At 45.1% G+C, this 23,792-nt stretch carries 21 protein-coding genes and 1 pseudogene; 17 read left to right on the top strand and 5 right to left on the bottom strand.

Going from position 1 to position 23,792, the window contains the following annotated elements:
* Positions 1 to 137: 137 nt before the first annotated feature.
* From ACK8OT_RS03400 to ACK8OT_RS03470, 15 genes are all read left to right on the top strand, one after another.
* Complete coding sequence (locus ACK8OT_RS03400; RefSeq protein WP_410195106.1) at positions 138 to 656, top strand: Hcp family type VI secretion system effector; 519 nt, start codon at positions 138 to 140, stop codon at positions 654 to 656.
* 130 nt (positions 657 to 786) lie between these two features.
* Complete coding sequence (locus ACK8OT_RS03405) at positions 787 to 2,868, top strand: type VI secretion system Vgr family protein (protein WP_410195107.1); 2,082 nt, start codon at positions 787 to 789, stop codon at positions 2,866 to 2,868.
* A gap of 5 nt (positions 2,869 to 2,873) precedes the next feature.
* A complete protein-coding gene (locus tag ACK8OT_RS03410; RefSeq protein WP_410195108.1) occupies positions 2,874 to 3,743 on the top strand; it encodes a DUF4123 domain-containing protein in 870 nt (289 codons plus the stop codon).
* Positions 3,740 to 7,312: a toxin VasX gene (locus tag ACK8OT_RS03415; protein ID WP_410195109.1), complete on the top strand. Its 3,573-nt coding sequence runs from the start codon at positions 3,740 to 3,742 to the stop codon at positions 7,310 to 7,312. The genes ACK8OT_RS03410 and ACK8OT_RS03415 overlap by 4 nt, the downstream gene beginning before the upstream one ends.
* The gene (locus ACK8OT_RS03420) at positions 7,305 to 8,414 is read left to right on the top strand and encodes a DUF6708 domain-containing protein (RefSeq protein WP_410195110.1); all 1,110 of its coding nucleotides are present in this window, start codon (positions 7,305 to 7,307) and stop codon (positions 8,412 to 8,414) included. Before ACK8OT_RS03415 ends, ACK8OT_RS03420 begins: the two co-directional genes overlap by 8 nt.
* Positions 8,415 to 8,533: 119 nt before the next feature.
* A complete protein-coding gene (locus tag ACK8OT_RS03425) occupies positions 8,534 to 9,280 on the top strand; it encodes a hypothetical protein (RefSeq protein WP_410195111.1) in 747 nt (248 codons plus the stop codon).
* 13 nt (positions 9,281 to 9,293) lie between these two features.
* Positions 9,294 to 10,229, top strand: coding sequence for a hypothetical protein (locus ACK8OT_RS03430; RefSeq protein WP_410195112.1), 936 nt, complete (start codon positions 9,294 to 9,296; stop codon positions 10,227 to 10,229).
* A gap of 102 nt (positions 10,230 to 10,331) precedes the next feature.
* Positions 10,332 to 10,847 carry a type VI secretion system tip protein VgrG gene (gene vgrG, locus ACK8OT_RS03435; protein ID WP_410195268.1) on the top strand — a complete coding sequence of 172 codons (516 nt, stop codon included), beginning with the start codon at positions 10,332 to 10,334 and terminating at the stop codon, positions 10,845 to 10,847.
* A gap of 323 nt (positions 10,848 to 11,170) precedes the next feature.
* Entirely contained in the window at positions 11,171 to 11,545 is a 375-nt protein-coding gene (locus ACK8OT_RS03440) for a hypothetical protein (protein ID WP_410195113.1), read from the top strand.
* Positions 11,542 to 11,802 (top strand): hypothetical protein, encoded by a 261-nt coding sequence (locus ACK8OT_RS03445; RefSeq protein ID WP_410195114.1) that lies wholly within the window; start codon positions 11,542 to 11,544, stop codon positions 11,800 to 11,802. Before ACK8OT_RS03440 ends, ACK8OT_RS03445 begins: the two co-directional genes overlap by 4 nt.
* Positions 11,803 to 11,816: 14 nt before the next feature.
* Positions 11,817 to 12,644 carry a hypothetical protein gene (locus ACK8OT_RS03450; RefSeq protein ID WP_410195115.1) on the top strand — a complete coding sequence of 276 codons (828 nt, stop codon included), beginning with the start codon at positions 11,817 to 11,819 and terminating at the stop codon, positions 12,642 to 12,644.
* 490 nt (positions 12,645 to 13,134) lie between these two features.
* The gene (locus ACK8OT_RS03455; RefSeq protein ID WP_410195116.1) at positions 13,135 to 14,226 is read left to right on the top strand and encodes a hypothetical protein; all 1,092 of its coding nucleotides are present in this window, start codon (positions 13,135 to 13,137) and stop codon (positions 14,224 to 14,226) included.
* Between the two features lie 2 nt (positions 14,227 to 14,228).
* On the top strand, positions 14,229 to 15,509 hold the full coding sequence (locus ACK8OT_RS03460; protein ID WP_410195117.1) for a zinc ribbon domain-containing protein: 1,281 nt from the start codon (positions 14,229 to 14,231) through the stop codon (positions 15,507 to 15,509).
* A gap of 148 nt (positions 15,510 to 15,657) precedes the next feature.
* On the top strand, positions 15,658 to 16,644 hold the full coding sequence (locus tag ACK8OT_RS03465; protein WP_410195118.1) for a hypothetical protein: 987 nt from the start codon (positions 15,658 to 15,660) through the stop codon (positions 16,642 to 16,644).
* Between the two features lie 260 nt (positions 16,645 to 16,904).
* Entirely contained in the window at positions 16,905 to 17,183 is a 279-nt protein-coding gene (locus ACK8OT_RS03470; RefSeq protein WP_410195119.1) for a hypothetical protein, read from the top strand.
* Between the two features lie 348 nt (positions 17,184 to 17,531).
* Here the strand turns inward: ACK8OT_RS03470 and ACK8OT_RS03475 are convergent, their stop codons facing one another.
* The 5 genes and pseudogenes from ACK8OT_RS03475 to ACK8OT_RS03495 all read right to left on the bottom strand — a co-directional run bounded on the left by ACK8OT_RS03475 (position 17,532) and on the right by ACK8OT_RS03495 (position 20,840).
* On the bottom strand, positions 17,532 to 18,920 hold the full coding sequence (locus ACK8OT_RS03475; protein WP_410195120.1) for an esterase-like activity of phytase family protein: 1,389 nt from the start codon (positions 18,918 to 18,920) through the stop codon (positions 17,532 to 17,534).
* Between the two features lie 365 nt (positions 18,921 to 19,285).
* A complete protein-coding gene (locus ACK8OT_RS03480) occupies positions 19,286 to 19,534 on the bottom strand; it encodes a PTS glucose/sucrose transporter subunit IIB (protein ID WP_410195121.1) in 249 nt (82 codons plus the stop codon).
* Positions 19,535 to 19,636: 102 nt separating this feature from the next.
* Positions 19,637 to 19,876 (bottom strand): annotated as a pseudogene (locus ACK8OT_RS03485) (VF530 family protein); the annotation flags it as partial.
* A 7-nt stretch (positions 19,877 to 19,883) separates the two neighbouring features.
* The gene (locus tag ACK8OT_RS03490) at positions 19,884 to 20,531 is read right to left on the bottom strand and encodes a glutathione S-transferase (protein ID WP_410195122.1); all 648 of its coding nucleotides are present in this window, start codon (positions 20,529 to 20,531) and stop codon (positions 19,884 to 19,886) included.
* Between the two features lie 93 nt (positions 20,532 to 20,624).
* On the bottom strand, positions 20,625 to 20,840 hold the full coding sequence (locus tag ACK8OT_RS03495) for a TIGR02450 family Trp-rich protein (RefSeq protein WP_410195123.1): 216 nt from the start codon (positions 20,838 to 20,840) through the stop codon (positions 20,625 to 20,627).
* Between the two features lie 214 nt (positions 20,841 to 21,054).
* On the opposite strand from ACK8OT_RS03495, the gene ACK8OT_RS03500 reads away from it, so the two are divergent.
* Entirely contained in the window at positions 21,055 to 22,644 is a 1,590-nt protein-coding gene (locus ACK8OT_RS03500) for an ABC-F family ATPase (RefSeq protein ID WP_410195124.1), read from the top strand.
* A 94-nt stretch (positions 22,645 to 22,738) separates the two neighbouring features.
* Positions 22,739 to 23,578: a DUF2797 domain-containing protein gene (locus ACK8OT_RS03505; protein ID WP_410195125.1), complete on the top strand. Its 840-nt coding sequence runs from the start codon at positions 22,739 to 22,741 to the stop codon at positions 23,576 to 23,578.
* Positions 23,579 to 23,792 lie beyond the last annotated feature (214 nt).

Consider the following 23,792-nt stretch of genomic DNA (forward strand, 5'->3'; position numbering starts at 1 on the left):
ATAACGATTACTAATGATTGAGTTATTAGTCTAAGCCCTTAAATTTTGGGCATAACGTTAACACTATCTGACTACCTAAGTGGCCAAATCGGTCAAACATGATTAGTCAGGATATATTTTTAAAATAAGGAATTAAGATGCCAACTCCATGTTATATCACTATTGAAGGCGAAACTCAGGGTCTGATCACTGCGGGTTCAAACACACCTGAATCTATGGGTAACACCTTTAAGGAAGAGCATGCTGATGAAATGACAGTACAAGCGTTCGATCACATCGTAACGGTACCGACAGATCCACAATCAGGCCAACCTTCAGGCCAACGTGTACACAAACCATTTAAATTCACCGTTGTGCTAAACAAAGCAGTGCCGCTACTTTACAACGCACTTTCTTCTGGTGAAATGCTGCCACGCGTTGAGCTTAAGTGGTACCACACACGTGTAGATGGTAAGCAAGAAAACTTCTTCAAAACCATTTTGACCGATGCAACCATCGTTGATATCGATTGTAAAATGCCGCACTGTCAAGACGATAGCAACAGACAGTTTACTCAATTAGTTAATGTTTCATTAGCTTACCGTAAAATTGAGTGGACCCACGAAATCGCGGGTACATCGGGTGCTGACGACTGGCGCGCGCCGCTAGAAGCATAATTTTTTTATGCACGCTAAAAGCCAGCCCCTATGGGCTGGTTTTGTCTTATCTGGAACAATTCACCAACCGCTGCAACTTTAATCTTCAAAGGCAGGTGTTGTTAGGATGTGGTAGTAGTAAGGAACAAAGATGGCAGATCAAACCGGTTTACAGTTTACGCTAACCGTCCCTTCATTAGCCCATGGTGAGTTGCTGGTGGTTGAATTTGACTATCATGAGCAGTTATCTCAGCCTTACCGCGTCACTCTTTCATTAGCCAGCACGCGTTTTGATATCTCGCCGTTAGAGCTGGTCGACCAAGTCGCCAATTTAAGTATTTGGCAAGACGGGGTATTGCAGCGCCAAGTACACGGCATCATCAGTGCATTTAGCCAAAAAGATACTGGCCATCACCATACTTTTTATCAGCTTGAATTAGTGCCCAGCGCCGCGCGGTTAACCCTGCGCCATAACAGCCGCATTTTTCAGCAGCAAGATGCCTTGAGCATTATCAGTATTTTATTGCAAGAAATGGGCATTACCGATTATGCCTTTGCCTGTCAGCAGGCGTGTGCAGTGCGCGAGTACTGTGTGCAATACCGAGAAACGGATCTGGCGTTTATTGAGCGTTTAGCCGCCGAAGAAGGCCTGTTTTATTACTTTGAGCACCATGCAGATAAACATGTGATGGTGTTTAGTGATCATAACCAAGGCACGCCCAGCTTTGCTCAGCCTTTGCTGTATCATCATTTAGCTGGCGGTAAGCGGGCGCAAACCTGTATCTCGCAATTTACCCAGCAGTTTCAAATTCGCCCCGCGCAAAGCCAGCTAAAAGACTACAGCTTTAAACAGCCCAGTTATGGCTTTTTAGCCAATGCGGCCGCCAGCGATATTGATTGGCAGCGCCTGGATTATGAGCATTACGACTATCCCGGGCGCTATAAAGATCAAGGCGTGGGCGATAAATTTAGCCAAATCCAATGGGCCGCCCAGCGCCGCGACGCTCATATCGCCACTGGCCACAGTGATATTGCGCAACTGGTGGTGGGCAGTCGCTTTAGCTTAACCGAGCACCCCAATTCAGAGCTTAATATCCCTTGGCTATTGGTATCGGTGCATCACCACGGCACTCAGCCCCAAGCGCTTAAACAAGAGGCGGGCGAGGGCAAAACCCATTATCAAAACCAATTTAGGGTGCTACCCGAAAGCTGTGAATGGAAGGCGCTGCCCAACCGCAAACCTCGGGTAAATGGCCCCCATATCGCCACTGTAACGGGCCCGCAAGGGGAAGAAATATTTTGTGACGAGCATGGCCGGGTTAAGGTGCAATTTCCGTGGGACCGTTATTCCAACAATGATGAAAACGCCAGCTGTTGGATAAGAGTGAGCCAAGATTGGGCCGGCGCGCAATATGGCCACATGGCCATTCCCCGCATTGGCCATGAAGTGATAGTGAGCTTTTTAGAAGGCGACCCCGACCAACCCATTATTACCGGTCGCACCTATCATGCCACCAACAAGCCGCCGTATCCGCTGCCAGCCAATAAAACCCGCACCGTGCTGCGCACCAAAACCCACAAGGGCGAAGGTTACAACGAGCTGCGCTTTGAAGACGAAGCGGGCCAACAAGAAATCTATATTCATGCACAAAAAGACCAAAACCGCCAAGTAGAAAACGACTGGGGTGAGCAAATCAAACGCGATGAGCACAGCGAAGTAGGCCAGCACAGTTACACCCTTATCAAAGGCAACCAGCACCGCACCACCCAAGGCGAAACGCGCGATTTAATCAAGGGCGACCAAACCTGGCTGATGGACAGCAAATTGCACACCAAGGTGGGGCAAAAGTGGCTCAGTGAAGTGGGCCAAGAAGTGCACCAACAAGCCGGTAACAAGGTGGTGCTGGATGCGGGCGTTGAAATTACCCTAAGCGCCGGCGGCAGCTTTATCAAACTCGACCCAGCAGGTGTGCACCTAGTGGGCCCCGCCATCAACATGAACGCCGGCGGCAGCGCCGGCAGTGGCAGTGGTTATGCAGGACTTGTGGCAGAGCTGGTGAAAGGGGTGGAGCAGGCGGTTCAATTGCTTCCATTTGGCGGGCAAGTAGCAGAGCTGGTGAAAGGGGTGGAGCAGGCGGTTCAATTGCTTCCATTTGAAGTCACTCGGCAAGAGGCCGCGCTGCGTTCAGGTGAGCCTTTAGTCACCATTTGTAACCCACCTGACGAGGAATAATCTTAGTGACAGAGTCTTACTTAGTGCCTGATATCAGCTTGCATCAAGATGAGCGGCTGTTTTTGTATTTGGATGGCAGTCGCTTTGAAAATGTTTTAAAAACCATATATGAATTCGAAGACTGTCCAGATATCACCATTATCTACACGGCCACTCAATGGGAATCCCTGTCGTCTGTTTCCCCATGTTTAATCGAAATTGATCTCACCAGCCCTCTCTATCGCTTTATTTTGGATAACCCGTTTCAGCGCTATGGCTATTTTATTGCCGCAAAAGACAGACTAATGCTAGAAGCACATTTGCGGCGTCTGATCGTAGTTAGCCCTCCTTATGGTGAGACTGTGATGCTAAAGTTCGCCGACCCCGAAGTCGCAGCCAGATTATTGGTCGATTCATCCAGTGAATGTTGGGGGCCGATTGAGCAGGTTTGGCTCCCTTGCGTGAGATCAAAAACATGGCAGCAAAAGGGTAGCTGTCAGGTAAATGGGTTCCAGCAAAGTCAAGGCACGATCAGACTCACAGAAGCGCAGTACAGCCTATTAGGTGAGGTTAGCCATTTAAACTTTATCTTTGAATTAAAACGCTACATGGAAAAATGGTTTTTAGCTAGGTTACCTAAACAGCAAGTTTTGGATTGGCTGTATCACTGGTCTGATCGCGCTTATCAGCTTGGTTTTACCAGTCAACAGGCTCAAAAGTGTTTTTTGGCGGTGGTGGGCTACTTAGGGGAAGACGTGTTTCAGCAACCACAATTTGCCCAAATACAGCAATATTTAACCCAAGCTTCAACACTTACACCCGATCTGCGCGCCGAAAAAGCGGCGGAGTTAGCACATGGTTATTGGCTTAAACAGAATCAAAAGGAAGTATCATGAGTGCCGTCCAAGATGCGAAAAACAGTTCGCAAAATGATGTAAAGGCACCTTGTGCCCCTTGCGCTTTAATGAACAGCAGAATTCAATTGGTTCCTGTGCGGTATGCCATTGTTGAATCGCCTGCTCAGCATCGCGCCATTGCCAGTCGCCATGGCAGTAAGCTGACCTATCGTCCCGTTGGGATCCGCCCTGCCTATGAGGGAGGGTATTTATATCTTATTCATAGTCAACGCCCCGACATAGTTTATGCCTATCAGATCGGTGAAAATGGCGCCGTGACTAAAATAGAACAACAAAGTAAAACCCCCGGTGACTATGGCGGACCTGAGTTTATCTACGATGAAAGTGAAACCAGCATTGTCATGAAACGCTCGGGCAGTGTATGGGCCTTATATACTCATACAAAAATATCCGCTAAGTTGCAGGGGCAACTTATTCTGGTGCCCGAATTACGCGATGCCTTGATGCAAAAATGTGATTTGGCCGCTTACCAAGTCAATATCGGCGCTCGACATCTATTACCACCCAATGATCTCGCCGACAATTTAGCGGATTGTGACCCTAACAAGAGTGATAACCCGTTAGATCAGCAATGGTGTTGGTTAACAGAAAAACCACAAGCAATAGCCGCAACCGATGTCACCCAGCATATCTTGCCTAAATATAAAGACGACTCGGCTATTTTGTTACTGGAAGATCCCATCTCGATGGCGACCGAACTAAGCGGTGCTGCGCAAGCCATTAGGCTGCTTGAGAAAGAATGGGAAGAAACCGACAAGAATAAAGAGAAATTCTTTGCCGCGACCAATATTAGCGCTTTGATAGAGATTGATAATCAGCGAATTAAAAACGCCAGTGGACAAGATCCTGACTTTGCTCATTTGGAAGAACAGCAGTGGCAGGAATTACGCGACTTGTATGAAGAGTACGATCTTACTTTGAATAACTATAAGGTTGCTGCGAGTAAGATTCAGCACGTGTCATACCCTGTAGTTGCCAGTGTACCCACCGATCCCGCTGTGGTAGGACCGCGCAATAAAGTCATGGCCGACATGGCCGTGATGGCAAACAAAATTGGCGTTCCTCGGGCAAAAATAGAGGCCTTATTTCGCCGTGTGCGCCAAGGTCAGCGCTCCTTACTGTACGGCGCAGGCTTAGGCATAGGTGATGATGGCGTCGCCGAGCGGGTGAACTTACCCGAAATGAAGGCGTGGCTCAGCGCGGCCAATGTTACCTTAGATATCATGAAAACAGCGGCACTCAATATAGATAACGACCGGACCTATATTATTGAGCCAGCCTATGCGGCGATCCCCGTTTTTGACAAAGAAAATTTTATCTTACTCGCCGAGCGCTTAGGCCTTGAAATTCAATGGCTTTATGAGCTTGGTTTAGTCCCTGAAAATATTGACAAATTACGGAATTTCTTTTTTCACCAAGTGGGTGAACAAAACCTGCAACTATGGGTAAATAGAGAAAAGGGCACACTAAAGGATTATGCCGCTGCCGAGGGTGATTTGTATTATTTCCTCACCATGGCCGACCAAGCTAACACAACCAAGGGCTGTGAAGATGGCCTAACGACGTTTAGAGCCACCCTAGAAGGTAAGGGCCTTACGTTACTTGAAGACATGCCGGAAGCAATCAAAAAACAGCTAGATGCCTTTAACGCCACGTTGCTCCCACTAACCGTGTCAGAGCTCAATGCGCTCAGTCGCAAAGCGGCGGATCTTAGCAGTAATTATGATCCTAACTCCTTTTTCAAAACAGCGCCGAAAGGCTTACTCGCCACCTTCTCAAATACCCTGGCGCATACCGAGTTATTGTTGTCACTGGAGCCTGGGCCTAATGCGACAGATGTCGCTAAAATAGTGACCGCCTATGACCAACGTATATTGACGGTTCAGAAATTATGGCAAGAGCGTGAGAGCATCAGAAATTATAAACCTAAGATTACGCCTCATCGTTCACACCAAAAGCGCAGGCTTACACGAAAAGAAATAGAAGAAGCGCGTTTAGCGGCTCAGCGCCGCATCGAGAACATCGCAGAAATTGACCGCGAGATCCGCGCCCAAGGTATCAGTTTAGAAACCTTGGTAGAAGATATTCGCCAACAAGATTTGGCTATCAAAGGGCATCCTTCTGAAGCCGCCGTTAAGCCATTCCCCCATAGCAAAACGCCAGGGGCAAAACTAATGATAGCTGGCCAAACCCCTGACTCGGTGGCAGAGTTAGCACAAATCCGCAAAAAGATCTTATTTAATGAGCTCACCCTAGGCAGCCCAGATGGTAATAAAGGCTCATTAGCCAGCGGCAGCGCCGGCGCTAGCTCAATAGCCTCGTTTGTGTTGGTGTTAAATATGTGGAATTATAACAACACCAAAACCGAGTATGAGAAAAAATCTCAGTTAACGGGTAAACAAGAGTTTCACTTATTATCGGATAAGCTCGGTATGCTGGCAGCAGGCACCGCATGGGTGATGGAAGGTTTTAAGACTGCGACCATGGCTCGTTGGGCCTATACGGGCTCGGAGTCAAGCCTAAAACTGCTGAGTAAGGTTATGGTTATTGGTACATTTGGTACATCTGCACTAGGTACATTGTCAGCCGCGTTTGATATGGTAAAACAAGCCGATAGGATTGAGCGCAGCTGGCGTAAAGGGGATTATACCGCCATTGCTGGCGCAACTATTGCGGCCACAGGCGATGTGCTACAAGCCGCGCCGGGTGCCGCGATAGCTTGGACCAGCGGACGGCAAGCCATATTAGCCCTGTTGGGGCGGATCACTTGGCAAACGGCGGCCTCCACCACATTAGGCTTGGCCACGCGGTTAAACCCTTATATGTTAGCAGGCACCCTCTTAGTGTTTGTTGGCGAGGTGGTTTACAATATGACCCAATCTACCGCATTAATGCAATGGATCAGCAATAGCGCATGGGGTAAGGACCGAGGCTTCTTATACAGCAAGAACCCTAACTGGGACTTTGCTACCCAATTTAGAAAATGGCTTGAAGTAACCATGACCCCGCAAGTGTTTGCCCGAATCGACCATGTCACCGGAGAAAACTGGCATTTATCCGCCAGCGGCAATGCTGCTAGTTTAAGAGACATGCAAGTCGTCACTCTACTTGAAATTAAAATTGTGGTGCCGGCCATTTTGCCAGAGAATATTCGGATTGCTTTTTCTCATGCCTATAAAAATACTCAAGGGCAAAATTCTGAAGTGGTAACCAAATCAGTTGAATCTCAGCTTATTGGCAGTTATAAACAAGAAGGCTACACCGAAATCATTTTGATTTGGCCAGCGGACAGGTTGTTCGGCTATATCGATATTTTATTAGAAGCCAATAATGCCGAAGGCGGCATCTTGTTTTCTGAGCAGCAAGGCGCTCGCTATACCATCAATTTATCAGATTCGGATAACCCAGCTAATTTAAACCAAGCATTAAGCTCGGGTTATACCAGTATCGACTTATTGGAGTTGGAAGACACCCAAGCGACCCCCTTACACAAATTAGCAGGCGACTTAACCCCAGTTAAAGCAAAAGAGACCAACCATCATGGATAAACAAGAAATGCCTTTTAAAGCGGGGCGCAGCGAAGTGCAAGGCACCGGGCAACGCATCACCTTAAGCCCCTTGCCGGTCGCCACTAACATACCCAAGGCCAATGCCTGTGATTTGTTAGCTAAGAAGTGTGAGCATTATATTGATATTGGCGGGGCGAAGGGCAGTATTTTTCAAGCGCAATTGGTTTTGATTTCGGCAATCATTCATCTATGGGTAATTTATGAAATTACATTTGGTTTTAATTTCTATAACTGGTTTGAGTGGAAGGATGTAACGGAGACCTTATCTGTCAGGGACGTATCTTGGGATGCCATTATGTGGGATGAGGTCTTGACTTCTTTTGCTTATGCTACTCCCGTGATTATTTTAGGGTTAGTACTCACTGTTGGTATTATTATGGCCAGCAATAAAGATATTGCTCGCGCCGCCCCCCTTCGCTTTCACCGCCAGCGCCGCGAGGTAATGTTTTCTCGCTGGAATGAAAAGCTAAAGCAAACCGAATATAAAGTGGTGCCATGGGAAAAGGTGGTGGCCTTAGTGGGTCAAGGCAGCGGGTTTACCGGCCATGCCATGGTGCACAGTGCTACCTTGTTTATTGGCGCTAATGATGAAGACGATCACGGTCATTTTTGGTCAGCAGCGCAAGTGGGGACGGGCAATATGTTAGTAGCGGCGGCGCAATGGGAAATGATCCGACATTTTATGGAATACGGCCCCGATGACATCCCCGAGCCCAGCCCCGAAAGCTTCGCCGCTATTCGCCGAGAATATTGTGAAAGCCATAACTGCGAAGAAAAAGACATCCCCCTTTGGATCAAGATTTGGTGGTACGTGAACGGCACCCCGTTTGGTATTTTATTAACCAACTACCGCCTTAAATATGTGATACACCGCGGCGTCACCCCAGCCATGCAAGCTTGGAGCGAGCCGCTCCCGCGCGACCAATGGGCCAAGCCATCAGCAGAGCTGCAACATGCCAACAAACTGGTTAACAGCGAGTATCGCTACTATGGCAAAAACCTATTAAACATTGGGGATATTGAGCTGCTGGCTAAAGCCAATAACGACGCTGTAAATAACCAAGATGTGAAGGCTTATTAACAAGAGCCCTTAATGAAGGTGGTTATGCAAAGTGCGGACCGGTAGGAGCTGTATTTATACAGCGAAGCAGCGCGTTATTATCCACATTAACCTTAGTGGCTGGGGTGTTAGGCGCGGGCATGTCGTGGCCCATTTTTTGTTTAGGTTTATTAATTGGCGGTGCAGGGGCGTTTTCTGCTAACGAGCTAAACGACGATGATATTCACTTACTGTTACAAAACGGGCCATTAGGCACGCATCCCAACCCCGCCAAATATGCTTATCTGTTTAACCATGAAGAATCTTACTACCGTTTACACAGTTATTTATTAAGCCCGCGCATGACCATTTCACCGAAATACCGCCAAGACTGGCCCGATATCGATAAATTTGATAAAGCGCTGCAACAGGGCATTGCGCAATCCAATATGTGTTACTCAATCGCCACTAATTTTCCAAACTGGTTCAGTGTTAAAAACTTTAACATTGAGTGTTTAGTCATCACCACTGAATTTGAAAAGGTGTCTTATTATGGTTTTAAGCAAAAGGTAACCGAATCGCCAGCCAAGTTGACACTGGTGAATACTAAAGCCGGGGTTGACGTATATTTGCATTGCCCAGAATTTACCCAAATCAAGCAAAAAAGGTTAATAACCAAAGTTAGGCTGAAATTACAAATACATGCCCAGCCTAATAATGTGGTAAAAGAATCTGAAGAACAAAAGCTTACCGCGCAAGCTGCGCCCACAGCTTATGACATAGCCAATAACAATATATGGGTATTCCCCGCGCCCGCAATGGGTTACAGTTTGAGTTTACAAAACAAAGACCTAACAGCGGATTTCAGTCAAGATAAACAGCCCTATTGGTATGAATTTGAGGTTTAAGGAGTAAATTTAGATGCAACAAGAATATTACGCAGCAACGGCGTATGAATACCAGTATTGGAAAACCACGCCAACGCCTGAGCCTCATAACCTAAAAGGCAATCATCCATTGGAATTTGGCGATTACGCACGGGTGGTGCCATCCACTTACCTAAAAGGACTGCATGCTTCTTTGCAGCATGCTTCGGTAGTGGAAGACGATGGCTTATTTCAATTTAATCACCAATGCATTCGGACTTTAACTGGAGGGCGGGCTTGGTTGGGGATATTGTTCCAATTTGGCGGAATGCTAATGGCTATAGCGGGCGGGGGCTTTACTATTGTTACTTTCTTTATGGCATGTTTGGGATGGATAATCGATGCACCTAATCAGTTTAATCTAATCACTGAACTATTCCCATTTTATGGGGGATTCACGCTAGCTGGCTGTATTGGGCTTGGGCTTGTTCGACTTCCCCCCCCTTACTCAGACTATATATTTGGTAAAGCTAGCCCATCATTAGAGCTTAATCGTCAAACAGGGATGATTACCTTTTGGCAATATGGTTGGTTAACGGGCCGTTTAAAAAGCAAAAAAAGTGTGAATTTTATGGAGTTTATTCCTTACTTACAGCCCCTTGTCAGTCCAACGCCGACCGCGGCTGGCTGCAATATCATTTTTGTGCATAAGGATGACAAGTCCCTTCAATTTAGCAGTGTCGGCTTGGCCAACTTTACCAGTATTGCCGATGGACTGGCGTGGTGGGACTTTATTCAATGCTATATGGATGTTGCCGAGCCGCTGCCTAACGCGCCGACGTTAGAAGTATGCCGCCATTTAGATCCGACCACCGCCAAGCATGACTTAGCCATAGGACGCGATCCCCGTTATTGGCGCGATATGAGCGAGCAAGAGTACCAAGACGCAGAGCAAGCCATGGCTGAAAAAATTAGCCGCGTTTATCATTGATTTAATCACTCATTTCTAATGAAATAAAATTAATACCTTATAACCCACTCAAGGAGTTCATTTCTCCCTGAGTGAGGTTACAAAACAATCGCAATACTGATTATTTGGCAAGACGGGGTATTGCAGCGCCAAGTACACGGCATCGTAAGTCGCTTTAGCCAAAAAGACACCGGCCATCATCATACTTTTTATCAACTTGAATTAGTGCCCAGCGCTGCGCGGTTAACCCTTCGCCATAACAGCCGCATTTTTCAGCAGCAAGATGCCTTGAGCATTATCAGTATTATATTGCAAGAAATGGGCATCACCGATTATGCCTTTGCCTGTCAGCAGGCGTGTGCCGTGCGCGAATATTGTGTGCAATACCGAGAAACGGATCTGGCGTTTATTGAGCGTTTAGCCGCCGAAGAAGGCCTGTTTTATTACTTTGAGCACCATGCAGATAAACATGTGATGGTGTTGAGTGATCATACTCATCAAGTCTGTAGCTCTCGTTCAGGATGCTGTCATTGTCTTTTTTCATCGATTCAATGTATTAGCTACCATGATTTACAAAGGCGATATAACTATCAATTAAAATGGGTTATAGTTTCACTTTTTTGTGATATTGGTGGGTGAGGCAATGACCATGCAAAATACTGGTGGATTTTGATGGGGCCCAATCTTTGCCAAGTTTGCCTAAACTGGAGTGGGGCCAGGTAGGAGCGCAATTTATTGCGCGAAACAGCGCGTGAAATGTTTGATTGTTCGCGGTTTAAAAACCGCTCCGCATCGTAAGGGATGTTGGCAAGGGTTCGCAGCCTTGGTTTAGCCATATTTAGGCACAATAATGGTAAGCTATATTCAATGTGTTAGCTGGTTAAAACTGGTTTATGGATTTTATTGTCAATAATACTGGGTTAGAATGCTTCATCTTTTTGTGACTTAATTGTTTAAGCAGAATGTCTTTGTATCACCCACCATATCGCGAATACGCAACCACTGCCTATCACGGACAAGGGCCAAATCCAGCGCCGGCGGCCAATGATAGCTTTTTTAAATCAGTCATCACCAAGGCGAAACTGCCATGGGGGGATATCACTTGGCTTAATCCAACAAAATATCAATTTAAGAAGGTGGCTGAGCCGGGTAAGTTAAGTCACGATGCTTCCATCGATCATCAAACTTATCGTATAGAGACGGGGCCTGATTGTTCTGGTTCAGTTTTGATGGGGGTTATACGGTCGATTTTTGTTATTGGAAGTTTTCCACTGGCTTGGGGATACCTACAAGAAAAAACTGTCACGGGAACAGTTGATAAAGGAGAAGTCGTTTGAATTCAGATTATTACCATTCTACTGCGTACCGCAAATCTATGTGCCCTGAAGGTCGAGGTAAGGCTAAATCCAGTAAGCTGAATATATTAACCGAATATGTACAGCTGCCTTGGCATTCTGATTACACCTATTTAAATAATTTAAGGTGGCAATTTCCACTGAGATGGTTGGACTACCACTTAGCAAGAAAGAAAAATAACTTTCCTGCGAACTGTGAAATAACCCATGAAACATTGAAAAATGGGGGGGGGGGTTAGGGGTATTAGACACCTTGTTGCTTGTTTTGTTTTTAATCACGGTCACTTTTTCTTTCCCAGCGGCTTGGTTTTGGACAATTGCTTTATGGATAACGTATATTGTGTTTCTGTTTGCTGAACCGGCAGATTTTAATATACATTTGATTTTTTTGGCGCCTATCTTATTTATTCCAATAACATACATACATCAAGTTATCAAAAGCATACAGGTTAAGCGCTACGTGATAAAACCAAAGTGGAACGGTGAAGGCTTTTATCGCCGTACCGGTATGGTTGTGACGGCCTATGGAGAATATCATTTCACCGAGTTTGACCCCATTATAGAGCGAACCATCATGCAAAATGGCACCGCTAGCTTAAGCTTGGTATTGCGTTTGAGGGAGCCACCCAAAGACATCCCACAATTTACACTTCACATTGCAAGTACCGGTGCTAACTTGGCACATGCTAGGGCAGCGTGGGATTTTTTGCTGCGTTATATGGACGTGGAAGAGCCGTTACCCGATGTGCCAGACTTAGAAGCATTTCGCGCATTAGACCCGACAACCCATGCTTATGACCAAGTAGGAAAAAGGGCATTTCCGGCCAATTTTTGGATTGACTTATATCAAAATAACTCTGAAACAAAATTTATAAATTTCTTATGGAGTACTGAAGGGAGAAACAAAGACAACCCCATCGCAAAGATGGAAAGTGAGTACATGGAAATAGTTTCTGGCTACGCACCCGCACGACCGCCTTATGTACCAAAAAACCTAAGGAGAAAACGGGCTAGAAGTGGCGTTAAAAAGCAAAGCAAGCGGCAAATGAAAAAAGAAAGAATGGATAGCCACCTTAGTTAAAGCAAAGTGGCGGCCCGTTTGGTTATAAAACACGAACCTTTTTTTGAACCGTATTTGAACGACATTTCGGGCCTTTATCGAGCGGCTAGCCAGCGGCTTGCGATCTCTAGTTCAACATTGATGGTAGGGTTGGTTTTTTCGGCAAAAACCAATAAATATCGAGGATATTGAGCTGCTGACTAAAGCTAATAACGGCGTAAAGATGGCTTATGATTTTGATGGGGCCAATCTTTTGCTTAGGTAGGAGCGCAATTTATTGCGCGAAACAGCGCGTGGAGTGTTTGATTATTCGCGGTTTAAAAACCGCTCCCACCACATCGTAAAGGATGTTGGCAAGGGCGCTGCCTTGGTTTAGCCATATTTAGGCACAATAATGGTAAGTTAAATTTAAAATCAATGTGTTAGCTGGTGAAACTGGCTTATAGATTTTGTTATCAATAATATTGGGTTAGAATGCTTTATCTTTTTGTGATTTAATTGTTTGAGCAGAATGTCTTTGTATAACTCACCTCACCGCGAATATGCAAACACGGCCTATCATGGCCAAGGGCCAAATCCAGCGCCGGCGGCCAATGATAGCTTTTTTAAATCCGTCATCACCAAGGCGAAACTGCCATGGGGGGATATCACTTGGCTTAATCCAACAAAATATCAATTTAAGAAGGTGGCTGAGCCGGGTAAGTTAAGTCACGATGCTTCCATCGATCATCAAACTTATCGCATTGAAAATGGCCCAGATCTTAGTAAATCCATGTCAAAAAATTTGCTAACCTTTTTTGTTGGTGTATTGAGCTTTCCGATGGCTTGGATGTATATGTTTGTGCATTTTATAACGTCAATAGCGACCTTCCTTGCAGGAGACGTTGTATTTACAATTAAGTTGTTATTTTATCCATTCGTGATATTTCTTTTCTTTACAGTAATGCGAGTATATTTGGAACAACCAGTGCGTAGTTGTCGCCCCTATATTTGGTCAAAAATAGGTTTACACCGTTGTACGGGTAACATGACCACGGACTTTGGTACGTTACCGTTTACCGACTTTGATGCTGTGATTAATGCCATCGTCCAACAAAATGGCACCCATGAATTTCGTTTAGCCCTGCGTTACAAATACCCCGATAAATTGGGGCGTCGAACTCATGATATTGATGTGCTTATGGCGGGCGCTTCTATGCATGAGGCCGTTGCCGCTTGGGACATGGTGCAGCGCTATATGGATGTCACCAAACCGTTACCTGATATTCCTGAGCTCGAGCCTTATCGCCATCTTGACCCCACCACACTAGCTTGGGATGAAGCGGGTTATCGTGGCCGAGAGCGTTTTTACTGGCGCGATCTCTATGCCAAGGCCGCGCAAATTGACCAGCAAGATCCCACCCGCTTTATCCAGTATTTGTTTTCTTTTGAAGGGCGTAGTAAGCGAAATCCTTTACCCAAGATGGAAGAAGAATATCAACTTATGGTATGGGGCCAGCGCCCAGTCAGTGCCCCTTGGGTGCCCGCCCATATTCTCGTCGAGATGGAGCGGATCGTGCAGGCGCAACATGCGGGCAGCGCTTGTACCAGTGAGGTTGAATAAAGATGCTAGATACACACTACAGTGCCACCGCATGGCAACAAGATAAAGCAAACCAAGTTAAACGGCCAGAAACAGGATTGCGTTACGCCACTTGGAGCAAAGGAAGCATCAAGCTACCTTGGTCACAGCATTACTCTAAGGTTGAACCTTATCAGTATATTGCCGACCGTATTTATGACGCAGAGGAAACAGGAGAAGAAGCCTCTTCTTGGAGTCATACGCGACTTCAATACACAGGGGTTAAGGGTTATACAGCTTTCATAGTAAATTTTCTAGGAGGGGGCTTTGTATATAGTTTTTTGGGAGTTTGTTACTTTATTGCGCTGATACTTATGTATTTGACCGATAAAAATAATTCAATATTCATGACTACTACAGAATTAACAATTATCTTAACAATTATAGTTTTTGGTATCTGTTGTCGTACTCTTTATTCCTATTTCGAAAAACACCCCGAATGGTTTGCTACCGATAATGGCGATGGTTTTTTTCGCCAAACTGGCATGGTCAAAGTAAAAAAGCGCTTCGGTTTAGTCAGTTATCCCTTTACCGATTTTGACGCCTTTGTCGATTTACATGTGGATAGCACCTCAGGGCAAATTTATACTAATTTGGCCGTGGTGCACCGCAATCAAAAGGCAGTATTTTATCTTAACTTAACCGGTGAGTTGCAGGCCACGCCGCAGCAGCATTACCTTTGTTGGGAAATGTTGCAACGTTTTATGGATGTCAGCCAGCCGCTGCCCGATATCCCCCAGCTTGAGCCCTTTAGGCCGTTAGACGCGACTACCGCTGCCCATGATAAGGCCACAGGCCGCAAGGCCGATAAATGGAAAAAAATGTCACCGAAATGGTTTGAGCAGCGCGTGGCCAAGAAATTAAAAAAAGAGCAGACTCGCTTTAATTGGGAAGACATCCCCGACTTATTTGATCAGCAAACTCAGCAGCAAAAGCAGCAACAAGCCCTAAAAGCCGAGCAAGAGGCAGCAGCCTTAAAAAGCGGCAAGGTAAAGCGCTGTCCAAGCTGTAAAGAGTTGGTTGCCAAGCTGGCAGCAAGCTGTGAGCATTGCGGTTATCTAATAAACCAATATGATGCCAGCCAGTTTGTGATGTCGCTACATCAAGCCATCAATCATGGAGATTGGGCCCTTGCCAAGCAGCACCTAGAGCAAGGCGCCGATGCCAATGCCGTTGACGCTAAAGGTTATACACCGTTACAGATTGCAACTAAACGTGGTGATCAGTTAATCATTTCACTGCTATGTGATTACGGGGGAAAATAACATGTAGGTAAATGCACATTAGATTCGCTACGCGAGGCGTTTGAAATCGACAAGCTGATTGACGTTTTCATTCGCCCTGCAAGCCAAGTGCACGTCTTCATCAGTGCGTTAGCTTTTAGGCGTGCCAGTCATGACGAGAGAGTAGAGTATGCCTGTGTATTCAAACGAATGTTACAAATCGGAAACTGCCAATAGCTTGGTTCTTAAAAAGCCAACGCTGCTTGCTGAAACCTTGCAAAAGACCCGAGAGTTGTATGCTGGCATACCTGGTAACTGGTTAAATAAGGAAAGTATTGAAGAATTCATTAGAGAGGGAGATGTAGATGAAGAAATGCTCAATCAAGTACGCGAATCTGCACTTTGCTTTAATCATGAATACCTAAGAGTCCCAGCTTATGAGAAGAGGAGGGGATTGTTTTTTCTACTTCAGACTCTATCTGGATTGGGAAGGGTGATAAGCCTTTATGGCGCTCCTTTGTTTTTGATTATATGCCTAGGTTTTGGTTATTTATCCTATCATATGGGAGATGAATTCTGGTTTGGCGTTATACGCATGACAAAGATATTTTTGTTTAGTATTTTGCTTCCCTGCTTTATCGTTGATTGGGGGATCAAAGCCATTTTACACTACTTTGGGCAACAGCTGTTTGGTGGCTTTACTACGGAATATGAATTTTGCCGAGTTTCTGGTCAGGTTAAGGTCTTTGAGCCGGAAACGGGCACTTTAAAACATTGTTTTCCTTTCTCTGAGTGCGTGGCTGAAACTTGGGCGCAAGTGGGGCATCAGGGTATCGTTATTCGCCATCCTCTGCTCTTACGTCACTACAGCAACCCAGTGATTAAAATTGATGGAGGGCGTTTGGGTGCTGATCGCACTCTTATCGATACCTATGTAACTTGGGATTTTATTCAACGTTATATGGATGTAACCAGCCCTCTTCCTGATATTCCTATTCTGGAATACTGGCGCAGACAAGATGCCACCACAAGACGTTTTGATGAGCGCTCTGGACGCAACCCAAGATACTGGCGGGAGCTGACTAAAGATCAAATAGAAGACGTATTATCACAACAGGATAAGTTAAATGAAGCCGTTTATCGTGCTCGTCTAAACCAGCTCAATGTGGCTAAGTAGGAGATTTTTAAATCGCGAATCATTGGTTTCCACAGTGTGTTTTTGGCTTTGTCGCTATATTTATTCGCGGTTTAAAAACCGCTCCTACCGCATCGTAAGGGAAGTCGGCAAGGGTTCTACGCCTTGGTTTAGCCATATTTAGACACAATAATCGTGATTTAAATTCAATATGTTAGCTGGTGATAACTGGGTTATAGATTTATTGTTAATAGTGTTGGGTTAGAATGCTTTATCTTTTTGTGACTTAATTGCTGAATCGAATGTCCTTGTATCACTCACCTAACCGCGAATACGCAAACACGGCCTATCATGGCCAAGGGCCAAATCCTGCGCCGGCAGCCAATGATAGCTTTTTTAAATCCGTCATCACCAAGGCGAAACTGCCATGGGGGGATATCAATTGGCTTAATCCAACAAAATATCAATATAATAAGGTGGCTGAGCCGGGTAAGTTAAGTCACGATACCTCCATCGATCATCAAACTTATCGCATCGAAAATGGCCCAGATCTTAGTAAATCCATGTCTAAAAATTGCTAACCTTTTTTGTTGGTGTATTGAGCTTTCCGATGGCTTGGGGATATATGTTTTTACTAGCTTTTACATCTACAGTTGTATTCTTTGCAGGTGACGTGTCTGCCGCATTAAAAGCGCTATTCTATATGGGTGCCTGCCCATATTCTCGCCGAGATGGAGCAAATTGTGCGTACGTAGATGGCGCAAGAAAATCAGGTAGAGCAGGTTGAAACGAGTTAATTTTTTTATAGCTGCCATTAAAATATGACAGCTTCAAACAGCCCAGTTATGGCTTTTTAGCCAGTTTTAAATGCTTATAAAAAAATGTTAAGCCCTTGAACAGCATTAACATCAACTCAAGGGCTCAGTGATTTAATATAAATCAATGATGTAAAGGGTTCCTGTATCAATCACTTGATTATCTTTATCAAGGTATTTTTGCTCAAGTTTGCCCTTGCTTGACCAAGTAGAAAAATCATCGTCATTGAGCACCCCAAGGGTGGTGGGGTTGATTAGCCATAAACCCTCTAGTTTATCGTGGGGATAATTCAGTTCTTTCACTAAGTCAGCGACAAGTGTTTTACTTACTGGTGTTATCTGGTGTGCGGCTAATGCCTTCCAACCTTGCTCCATTACCGTTTGCTCAAGGGTTTTTCCTTGTATCGTTAGGCCGAGTTTTTCATCTTGGACTAAGGAATCGCCACTTATAATGGTTTCTAAGTTCGTCGCGTTAGCTAGGCTAATACGATAAATGTGTTTCATGGCCTTAGGATCATCACGTAAAAATGCACCATCTCGTTCAATCACTAAGAATTCGTTTGGTGAGAGCGCAACAATACCCGAGTTAGCGTTTTGATTTTTCTCTTGTTGGTAGAGGTACTGGCCGATTTCCCCTGTTCTTAGGTTAATTGTGACCAATCTAACTAGATTCAAATCTTTGACTGTTTTGTCTGGATTATGCATGGTTGATTGCATTATACCGACTAATGTGGACTCGTCTGGCGTAACGGTTAAGCCTTCCATACCACGGTTAGGGCGTCGATTGGCAAACTCGGCAGGTAGGTTTAGTTGGGTGCGCTTGTCATTGCTAAAGGGATTGATGCGGTTAAGTTCAACACCATCACTGTTGAAATGCACTATATGTGGGCCGTATTCATCGCTAACCCAAAATGTCCCGTCTTTTAAAGCAACAAGTCCCTCACCATCGAGTCCAAAATCATCGAGTTTGAGAGGATTGGTTTGTGAGTTGAATGGTTTATCCGTGTTTTCCGTAATGGGCTGGCCTTTTGTGTCGTAAGGCGTTTCGCCAGTGCCGCCCAAGCCAGAATGATTTGGCAGCCCCGTGATGGGAGTGCCATCGGGTCGTTTTAATAAAATAGTTCGAATAAGGGTTACTTTGCCAGTGGCATTAATTTCAAACAAGCCAATGCGCGGAGTGTAATCTGGGGTGGGAAAAATTTTTCCTTTTCCATGTTCACCTTTTTCATAGGTGGCATTGGGGCCACGATCGGTCAAGGCATAAAATTGATTTTTATTGGTTGGATGCGCCGTCATATCTGAGCCAAAGCCGCCATTGCGGATCTCAAGCATTTGATTGGGTTTGGCAGCATTTACAATATCGTTTCGTAATACTTGATAGGGAAGTGGTGAACTACTTTGTTGTTGGGAAACATGAGCAACAATGGGTGTGTTGGCTTGGGTTAAACCACTATTGAGTAGAAACGCTATCGCTAAACTAGAAAGCCCTATTTTTACCGTCATTTTATTGCCTTTTTTAGTTATGTATTGATTAAACATGGAAGGTTGAGCGGGTCAGAGGGTATAGCGCTAAGATGTAAATTGTGTTTCAGTTTGATGATGCTTTTATGGGAGTTGATTTGCTAAATCCAGCGGTGACATAAATGGTTGAGGTTATTTGTTTAGCTCTTAGTTTAGCGAGTAAAAACATTGAGTAATATTGACTTGCCAAGTACAGCTAGATTGGACTAGTGGCTGCTACGTCGCATAATTTTTTATATAAATCAGGCTGACAAACCACGAGTAGATGAATTGGGTTATTGAAGATCAAGGCTGGCTTCAAACCAGCCTTGTACCAACACTAATAACGAGCAGTCGCTCATTTGGCGTTATTCGTTAATCAGTAAGCTTGCGATATCGGCGGCTGAGTATTCGTGCTTGTATTGGTTTACGACAAGCTGCACGCTGTGCTCGGTCATGCCTTTTACCGCGCTGTCGTAATGCTTTTTCAAGGCGTCAAAATCGACTTTACTGTCATCTCTTACTTTTAGGCGCACGCGAGTAATACAGTGATCGATGGCTGTGATGTTTTCTTTGCCGCCAAGTAATGCAATGGTTTGGGTGATTAGTTCGTTCATGGTTAATCCTTGTTGGTCCTTCATTGTCAAAATAAAAAATCATAGCATCATCATTTTATTATAGTTTTGATGTTTGCCAAGTTTTGCCTAGGACGGTTACCAAGGCTTTTGACGCATGATCAGGTACAAGGCTTCCACTTTGCTTCTGGCCCAAGGTGTTTTACGTAAAAACTTTAGGCTGGATTTGATGCTGGGATCGTGGGTGAAACAGCGAATGTTGATGCGTTTGCCGAGCTCATCCCAACCATAATAGTCGACCATTTCGGTGAGGAGTTTTTCTAGGGTAATGCCATGCAAGGGGTTGTTTGCTTGCACGGGTTTATCGTTACTGGGTTTATTCATTTTTAGCTCACGCTGTTGGTTGTTCTGGAAAGGAAAAGGCTTGGCCTGATTCTAACCAAGTTGGGTATTTTTTCATGATCGATTTAAATAGCTCACTGCTGATCATACTGTTTAACCAGTTGCGAACGAGGGGATAAGGCGCGGTTTCAAACCATTTGCTATCGACCATGGCAAATTGGCGGATAAAAGGCGCAATGGCCAGATCGGCCAGACTCAGTTGTTTACCCGTTAAATACCGGTGCTCGGTTAAGCCGCTTTCTAGTTGTGCAATAAACTCACACGCGTTGGCGAGGTAATCGGCTTGGCTTAGCTCAGGATGGCGATCGGCGTATTTATACTTATCTAACCAAGGTTTAAAGTCTTGATCGTTTTGTTTGATGAGCGCCATATCGTCATTTAGGCTTACTTTAAGTAAGCCAAGCGGGTCCTCTTGCTGCAGGGCCCACAGCATGATGTCTAGGCTTTCATCGATGACGGCACCGCTCTCAAGTTGTAGCACGGGGATGGTACCTTTAGGTGAGATAGCGAGCATTTCTGGGGGTTTATGTTTGAGCACAATTTCGCGTAGTTGCACGCGTTGCCCACTGGCGGCGATGGCAAGTCTAGCGCGCATGGCATAAGGGCAGCGGCGAAACGAATAGAGGATATTTGTCATGGGTTTAACACGTGTTTCATTAAATGGTGCATTATAGGATGCAGATATTAACACATTGTCTGTGTGTTTAGCCTTGGCAATTGATACTTGGTGTTAACACCAACCAGTGCGCCATTGCTTTGCTTGTTTTAGTTCTCGCCAGTCGATTTCATATTCGTTATTGCTATAAACAGCTTGGATCACGCAGCGCACTACCTTGTTGTCTTCGTCGTATTCTACCTCGGAGATGATAAAGTGCTTTTCTTTGTGCGTGGGACTGACCTTGGTCCACTTACTGTGTAGTAATTTTTTGGCTAACACTTGATTCATTAATACTAAGCTCGTTGTTGGGATATTGATTAGTTACGGATAATTATCGGTTACGCATAATTAAGGGTTACGTTTAATATAGTAATTAGGTTCAAGCTAGCTTGCCCGAGGACGTGAGCTGGCTTTTTAGTTTGGCCTATCGCATGTCCAGACAGGGTGTGACATAATGCGCGGCTATTTTATCATCTAACCTTTTATTTAGTTTGGGATCACTGTGCTTACTACTGCAAATCTGACCATACAATTTGGCTCTAAGCCACTGTTTGAAAATGTAAATATCAAGTTTGGCGAAGGCAATCGTTACGGCTTAATTGGTGCTAATGGCTGTGGTAAATCAACCCTGATGAAGATCTTGGGTGGCGATTTAGAGCCTTCTTCTGGCAGTGTGTCGAAAGACCCCAATGAGCGTATCGGTAAATTAAAGCAAGATCAGTTTGCTTATGAAGAGTTTAGTGTGATCAATACGGTGATCATGGGCCATACCGAATTATGGGCGGTGCAGTCAGAGCGTGACGCGATTTACGCCAAGGCAGAGATGACCGACGAAGACGGTATTCGCGCCGGTGATTTAGAAGCCGAATACGCCGAAATGGATGGTTATACCGCTGAATCTCGCGCCGGAGAAATCTTAATCGGGGTAGGCATTCCAGTTGAACAACACTATGGTTTGATGAGTGAAATTCCGCCGGGCTTGAAGCTGCGTGTGTTATTGGCTCAGGTGCTGTTCTCGGATCCCGACATCATGTTACTTGATGAGCCAACCAACAACTTGGACATTAACACCATACGTTGGTTAGAAGGCGTGCTGAAAGAGCGTAACTGCACCATGATCATTATTTCCCACGACCGTCACTTTTTAAACAGTGTGTGTACCCACATGGCCGATCTCGATTACGGTGAAGTGCGCCTTTATCACGGTAACTATGATGAGTATATGACCGCGGCGACGCAGGCAAGAGAGCGTTTGTTGGCCGATAACGCCAAGAAGAAAGCGCAAATTGCTGAGCTAAAAACCTTTGTAAGCCGTTTCTCGGCTAACGCTTCAAAGTCGAAGCAAGCCACATCGCGTGCTAAACAAATTGATAAAATTCAGCTTGATGAGGTTAAACCATCAAGCCGTCAAAGTCCGTTTATTCGTTTTGAGCAAGAAAAGAAATTGCATCGCCAAGCCCTAGAAGTAAGTGGTTTAGGCCATGCCTTTGATGAGCCGCTTTTTGCCGGATTAGATCTGATGGTAGATGTGGGTGAGCGCATTGCGATCATCGGCCCCAACGGTATTGGCAAAACCACGTTGCTAAAATGTCTAGTAGGTGATTTAACACCAAAACAAGGCACGATTAAGTGGTCTGAAAATGCGCAAATTGGCTACTACGCGCAAGATCACAGCCATGACTTTAGTGAGGATATTCCTTTGCTGGACTGGATTGGTCAATGGTCTTCACCGGGCGATGATGAGCAAACCTTACGCAGCATTTTAGGCCGTATGTTGTTTTCACAAGATGATATCAAGAAAACCGTTGGCGTATTATCGGGTGGTGAGCAAGGGCGTATGTTGTTTGGTAAGTTGATCATGCAAAAGCCAAATATCTTAGTGATGGATGAGCCAACCAACCACATGGACATGGAAACCATTGAGTCACTTAACTTAGCATTAGAAAATTATGCAGGCACGCTATTGTTTGTTTCCCACGACCGCGAGTTTGTATCATCACTGGCAACGCGTATTATCGAGTTAACGCCAAACGGTATTGTTGACTTCCAAGGCACTTATGATGACTACCTGCGCAGTCAAGGCGAAGCTTAATCCGCTATTGCCATCAGCTAGCAGATTTTAATAATACTATTTTCAAGGCCCGATAATGTCGGGCTTTGTTGTTTTAAAAAAGAGCAATGAAGTAATGACAAATTCTATCACAGGCACTATTAGCAAAATGCGCACCGAATTGCTTGATGATGAGGCACAATATTATCTGCCTATCAGTCATCAATCGGATGTTACAGAGCTACATTTAAACCCACTTATCGGCCAAGTGATTAGCTTTAGCCATACCGGCAACATCTATTGTGATGCTTGTGCTAAAAAGACCAAGAAAAGCTATTCACAGGGACATTGTTTTGTTTGCATGAAAAAGCTCGCGCGTTGTGACATGTGTATTATGAAGCCTGAGACTTGCCACTTTGAGCAAGGGACTTGCCGCGAGCCGCAGTGGGCCGAGCAGTTTTGCATGACTGATCATTTTGTCTATTTGGCCAATACGTCTGGGCTTAAAGTGGGCATTACCCGTCATAGCCAAATCCCCACCCGCTGGATAGATCAAGGTGCGACGCAAGCCCTGGCTATCTTAAGAGTGAAAAGCCGTTTGCTATCGGGATTGGTGGAAATTGAGCTGGCCAAGCTAGTAGCGGATAAAACCAACTGGCGCGCCTTGTTAAAGGGCGATGCTGCGGATATTGACTTGCATGCCACAGCGCAGCAATTGTTACCGCAAATAGCGCAGCAGCTGGCTCATCTAACCGAGCAATATGGCGAAGATGCCATTACCCCAGTGGATTTGCCGCTGCAATCTATCCGTTATCCGGTCGAGCAATATCCAACCAAGATCAGCAGTTTTAACTTAGATAAGTCGCCAGATGTCAGTGGCACTTTATTGGGTATCAAGGGCCAATATCTGATATTGGATACGGGGGTGATCAACCTGCGCAAATACACTAGCTATGAAATTAGCTGGCTAAGCTAATATCAACTAATCCTCTGCTATTTTTTCACTTTTAGAGGATACAACTGTTAACTTCGGGTTAATTTAGTTGTTTCCTCTGTCCGTTTTGCGCAAGCTCAAATTTTTTGAATATTGTTTGGTCTGAGTATTGCTCTATCTGATTTTGTTGGATAAAAAAGCTGCTGCAAATGCAATACATAAAACTAACAACTGCTATTTGGGTGTTTTGCATGTT

The organism is Motilimonas thetidivivens (assembly GCF_046452435.1).
Taxonomy (GTDB): domain Bacteria; phylum Pseudomonadota; class Gammaproteobacteria; order Enterobacterales; family CBDFNC01; genus Motilimonas.

Bases quoted from the DNA above. Each gene is read 5' to 3' on its own strand.
- ACK8OT_RS03505 (WP_410195125.1), top strand. From the start codon at position 22,739: ATGACAAATTCTATCACAGGCACTATTAGCAAAATGCGCACCGAATTG.
- ACK8OT_RS03405 (WP_410195107.1), top strand. From the start codon at position 787: ATGGCAGATCAAACCGGTTTACAGTTTACGCTAACCGTCCCTTCATTA.
- ACK8OT_RS03460 (WP_410195117.1), top strand. From the start codon at position 14,229: ATGCTAGATACACACTACAGTGCCACCGCATGGCAACAAGATAAAGCA.
- ACK8OT_RS03495 (WP_410195123.1), bottom strand. From the start codon at position 20,840: ATGAATCAAGTGTTAGCCAAAAAATTACTACACAGTAAGTGGACCAAG.
- ACK8OT_RS03430 (WP_410195112.1), top strand. From the start codon at position 9,294: ATGCAACAAGAATATTACGCAGCAACGGCGTATGAATACCAGTATTGG.
- ACK8OT_RS03400 (WP_410195106.1), top strand. From the start codon at position 138: ATGCCAACTCCATGTTATATCACTATTGAAGGCGAAACTCAGGGTCTG.
- ACK8OT_RS03470 (WP_410195119.1), top strand. From the start codon at position 16,905: ATGTCCTTGTATCACTCACCTAACCGCGAATACGCAAACACGGCCTAT.
- ACK8OT_RS03475 (WP_410195120.1), bottom strand. From the start codon at position 18,920: ATGACGGTAAAAATAGGGCTTTCTAGTTTAGCGATAGCGTTTCTACTC.
- ACK8OT_RS03420 (WP_410195110.1), top strand. From the start codon at position 7,305: ATGGATAAACAAGAAATGCCTTTTAAAGCGGGGCGCAGCGAAGTGCAA.
- ACK8OT_RS03415 (WP_410195109.1), top strand. From the start codon at position 3,740: ATGAGTGCCGTCCAAGATGCGAAAAACAGTTCGCAAAATGATGTAAAG.
- ACK8OT_RS03425 (WP_410195111.1), top strand. From the start codon at position 8,534: ATGTCGTGGCCCATTTTTTGTTTAGGTTTATTAATTGGCGGTGCAGGG.
- ACK8OT_RS03465 (WP_410195118.1), top strand. From the start codon at position 15,658: ATGCCTGTGTATTCAAACGAATGTTACAAATCGGAAACTGCCAATAGC.
- ACK8OT_RS03440 (WP_410195113.1), top strand. From the start codon at position 11,171: ATGTCTTTGTATCACCCACCATATCGCGAATACGCAACCACTGCCTAT.
- ACK8OT_RS03455 (WP_410195116.1), top strand. From the start codon at position 13,135: ATGTCTTTGTATAACTCACCTCACCGCGAATATGCAAACACGGCCTAT.
- ACK8OT_RS03480 (WP_410195121.1), bottom strand. From the start codon at position 19,534: ATGAACGAACTAATCACCCAAACCATTGCATTACTTGGCGGCAAAGAA.
- ACK8OT_RS03490 (WP_410195122.1), bottom strand. From the start codon at position 20,531: ATGACAAATATCCTCTATTCGTTTCGCCGCTGCCCTTATGCCATGCGC.